The organism is Janthinobacterium fluminis (genome assembly GCF_028595325.1).
In the GTDB taxonomy this organism is placed as follows: domain Bacteria; phylum Pseudomonadota; class Gammaproteobacteria; order Burkholderiales; family Burkholderiaceae_D; genus Janthinobacterium; species Janthinobacterium fluminis.
This window is the reverse complement of the sequence record NZ_JAQQXR010000029.1, coordinates 1-4,305: the sequence shown is the minus strand read 5'-3', so window position 1 is coordinate 4,305 and position 4,305 is coordinate 1. Positions and strand designations below refer to the sequence as shown.

The window sequence follows — 4,305 nt, the reverse complement described above, 5'->3', positions numbered from 1 at the left end:
CTTTTTCGCGAGCATTTAATAATTTAAGTATGCGGCGGACCGAAGTCCGCCGGCACCATCATCAAATGCCCACATTTATCGACTGTTAATTTTTAAAGAACTTGTTCTGTGCTGCTGCGGCCTGGCGACAAAGCGTTTTGTTTGTCAGCCGCGAAGAAGGAAGAGTATGCAGCGTTTCGGCCATTTCGTCAACCTTCTTTTCTACCCCGCTCACTCTGCGCCGCGGTCATTTGCGTGCTCCGTTTGCGGGGAGGCGAACTATAGCAAAGGCCATCTGCTTTGACAAGGCCAAGCGGCCGCAACAATCAAAAATCGCACAATCGCGGCGATTCTGGATGGCAAGGTTGAATTCTTGACTTAGCCCTGCTTTTCCCCCATTCTTGGCTGAAACTCTAGCTTCACCATCACGGAGGAGGCATGGCTCACGCGCGCAACACGCCCAGTCATTTGGCCCGCACTGCCATCCTGGGCGGCCTGCTCCTTCCCGCCCTTTCCGCATTCGCGCAAGAAGCCGGCGGGACAACAGGCGGAGTGGTTCAGATAACCGGCACACGTATCACCGTTCCAGGAGCAAGCTCAAGCAGTCCGATTCTGTCAGTGAGCGCCGGCGAAGTGCGCAGCGCACAAGCCGTAGCGGTGGAAGCGTTCTTTAAGGACTTGCCTGGCGCAGCTCCCGCCAGCGGCCCGGCCACCAACCTCGGCAGTATCGGCGGCGCAACGATCGATTTACGCGGACTTGGCGCAAACCGCACCCTCGTATTGATCGACGGCCGTCGCCTGGTGCCGTTCAACCTCGGCGGAACAGTCGACACCAATACCATTCCGCTCGCCTTGCTGAGCCGCGTCGACGTGGTTACCGGCGGCGCCTCCGCCGCGTATGGCGCCGACGCCGTCGCCGGCGTCGCAAATTTCAAGCTCAGGCGCAGAATCCAGGGCGTCGAATTGTCCACCTCCTATGGCAAGTCGGGTAGCGGCGACACCGCGCGCCAGCGGACCGATGTGACGGCCGGCGCCGCATGGAATCAAGGACGCGGCAATGTCGTGCTCAATCTGGACCAGACCAGAACCTCGCCACTATTCCAGGGCGAGCGCAGTTTCGGCGCCAGCTCATTGGACTCGGTCACCGCACAGCCCGCCGGTTCCGGCACGACCGTTCCCACCCTGGTCAGCGTTCCCAAAGGTCCAGGCGGCAGCGATGCACTGGCCGGCAACTGGCAAGTCAATCCAGCCACCGGCGCACTGGTCCAGCCCGTCGCCCTTTACAATTTCAATCCACTCAATTATTACGTCACAGGCTTGCGGCGCACCCAGTCGACCGTGCTGGCCAACTATATTGTCAACGAGCAGACTGAGCTCTATCTCGATCTCTTCCATACCCGCAGTACCGTCGCCACCACGCTGGCAGAAGCCGGAACGGCACTCAATGTCTACAACGTTCCGATCGGCAACCCGTTCATGCCTGAGCCGATGCGGCAGCAAATCTGCGCGCGGCGCGGCATTCCCGTTGCGCTTTGCGCGGCAGGCAATCCGACCACCGTCGGCATGACGCTGGGCCGACGCTTTATCGAAATGGGACGCCGCGCCAATGACTTCGACAACAAGGTGCTGCAATACACGATAGGGCTAAAGGGCGCCTTGCCCCATGGCTGGCAATACGACGCATATTGGAACCGGGGCCGCTCCGATCAGTTGCAAAGCCGCCGCGACTATGGCTCCTATTCCCGCGTCAAGCAGGCCCTGAACGCGTTGAACAAGGTCAGCTGTGTCGACCCCAGCAATAATTGTGTGCCGCTGAATGTATTCGGGCCGGTCGGCACGGTGACGCCCGCCATGATCCAGTTCTTCAACCTCGACTCCCTGCTGCAGCAATCGGTACGCCAGGACGTGGCCGCCCTCACCCTTTCCGGCAACCTTCCCGCCACCAGCCCCTGGTCCACCCAGCCCGCCAACCTGGCCGTCGCCATCGAGCGGCGCAGATTGCAAGCCTACTCCGCGTCCGACCTGCCATCACAACTGCCGGGGGAAGTGCTGGGATCGGCCACCCCGACGCCGGATCGCGCCGGAGAGATCAACATGCGCGAGCTATCGCTCGAAGCGCTGCTCCCCATGGTGCGCGACCGGCCGGGCATGCGCAGCCTGAACCTGTCGTTCGCCTATCGCCATACTGAATTTAGTGCCGCACAAAACAGGCAGCGATATGGCAGCTTCAAATACGGCGGCGAATGGCAGCCGGTCAGCGCCTTGCGCTTGCGCGTCATGGCGCAGCAGGCCGTGCGCGCCCCGAACATCAACGAACTATTCGCACCGCAGGCGAGCAATGCCTTGTCCAACCTGGCGGTCGACCCTTGTCAGCTGAGCTTGATCAACCAGAACCAGGCGCAAGTGGCAGGAACGCTGTCCCACCTCTGCCTGCTGTCAGGGGTGCCGCTGCCCGTCATCGGCAATCTGCCCAGACCATCGGCCGGGCAAATTAACAGTCAGAGCAGCGGCAACCCCAACCTGACTCCCGAGCAAGCGCGCACCGTGACGCTGGGCCTGGTTTTGGAGCCGCACCCAAAACTGATGCTCTCGCTCGACTACTATCGGATCGCGATAGATCAAGCCCTGTCGCGCCCCGCCGTAACAGAGGTACTGGACGCCTGCTACAGCCCGTTGCTCAACCCAAGCCTGACGCTCAACGCGTGGTGCGCGCTGATACAGCGCAGCCCAAGCAACGGCACCTTCAGCGGCAATGACGCGGCCGGCGTGCGCACACCCTTGTCCAATCAGGGCAAGCAGGCAACCAGCGGTTTCGATCTGAATGTGCGCTACAAACTGAACCTCGCCGACCTTGGCGGCTCAAGCAGACTGGGCAATCTGGACCTGCAACTGGCCCTGAACCAGGTGCAGTCGTATTCCTTCCAGGCTACGCCGCTGTCGCGGAACCGCCAATGCCTGGGCTACTACAGCACCGCCTGCGGCGGCCCGAACTACCGCCGCAAATTCAGCCAGCGCAGCACTTGGAATATCGGCCGGTATGCCATCGGCTACCACTGGCGCTACCTGAGCGGCGCCATCGAGGAGCCCGGCGGGATCGACTTCCTTCCCGCTTTCGCCAAGATCGCCCCAGCCCACTACCTGGATCTGAGTCTGGCTTGGAACATCAGCAACACCGCGCATGTCTACCTGTCTGTGAGCAACGTCTTGAATCGGATGCCGCCCATCGTCGGCGGTACAATCGGAACGAGCTCCACCAATAGCGGCAATACCTTCCCGCAGAATTACGATGTGGTCGGGCGCTACTTCACACTTGGAACGACATTCAAATTCTGATGCAGATCCGTCATCACCTCACCACCCAGCGCGCGGCGCCGCCCTCTGACTATCCAGGTCCGCAACGTGCTGCCCGGCGGATGCGGGTGCCGAAGTGCAAGACGCTCTACAGCAGTTTGCTGGCCTTGCTGATCACCTGCCAATACGGTGCCGCCGCGGCCGAGCAGCAAAGAAAGATCGTGCTGGCGGCATCGACCGAGATGCAAAAGTCGCTGCAGGGAGTCTGGTTGGGCTTGATCTACGATGAAGCCTTTCGCCGTCTCGGCTATGGATTCGAACTGCTGGGCGTGCCGGCAAAAAGGGCCAGTGCGCTGGCCGATCACGGCCAGGTCGATGGCGAAATTTCACGGGCCGCCAATTACAGCCACACCCACCCGAACATGATATTGGTCAGCGTATCGCCAATATCGGCGCAACTGACTGCGTTTGCGATCCAGCCGCTGGTGCTGCAAGACGGATGGGATAGCCTGCCACGCGCCAGCCTGCGGATCGAATACCGTGCCGGGGTGTCGACATCTGAAGATGAGTTGTCGCGCAGGATAGATAGCGCCTATCTGTCGTCGGTATCGACTACCGTGCTGGGGCTGCGGAAACTGACGTTCGGCCGCACCGACATTTACATCGACAGCGAAGAGGCTGTGGAGCAAGCGACGCTGAAACCGGAGTTCCAGTCGACAAAGATCCACAAAGTGGCCTTGATGACATCCCTCCCCGTGCACGCCTTCCTGCACAAGAAGAACGCCGCGCTAGCCGCTCCGCTGGCGGCGATGTTGGCGACAATGAAGCGCGAAGGCCGCATTGAAGCCTACCGGCGCCAGGCCCTGCTTCAGACCAACAAGGCGGAAAGCAACGAGTAAGCTAAATGCGATGGACGAAAAAAAGCCCAGCATCTCTGCTGGGCTTTTTTAATATAACTAGCCTGACGATAACCTACTTTCACACTGGTTGCAGCACTATCATCGGCGCAAAGTTGTTTCACGGTCCTGTTCGGGA

Annotated in this window: 2 protein-coding genes; both read left to right on the top strand. The window is 60.5% G+C overall.

Translation table 11 applies throughout. The features are described 5' to 3' along the window. Positions 1-417 precede the first annotated feature (417 nt). Entirely contained in the window at positions 418-3,312 is a 2,895-nt protein-coding gene (locus OIK44_RS25565; RefSeq protein ID WP_273675071.1) for a TonB-dependent receptor domain-containing protein, read from the top strand. Next, positions 3,312-4,169, top strand: a complete 858-nt coding sequence (locus tag OIK44_RS25560; protein WP_273675070.1) for a hypothetical protein — start codon at positions 3,312-3,314, stop codon at positions 4,167-4,169. Before OIK44_RS25565 ends, OIK44_RS25560 begins: the two co-directional genes overlap by 1 nt. The last annotated feature ends 136 nt before the right edge of the window (positions 4,170-4,305 follow it).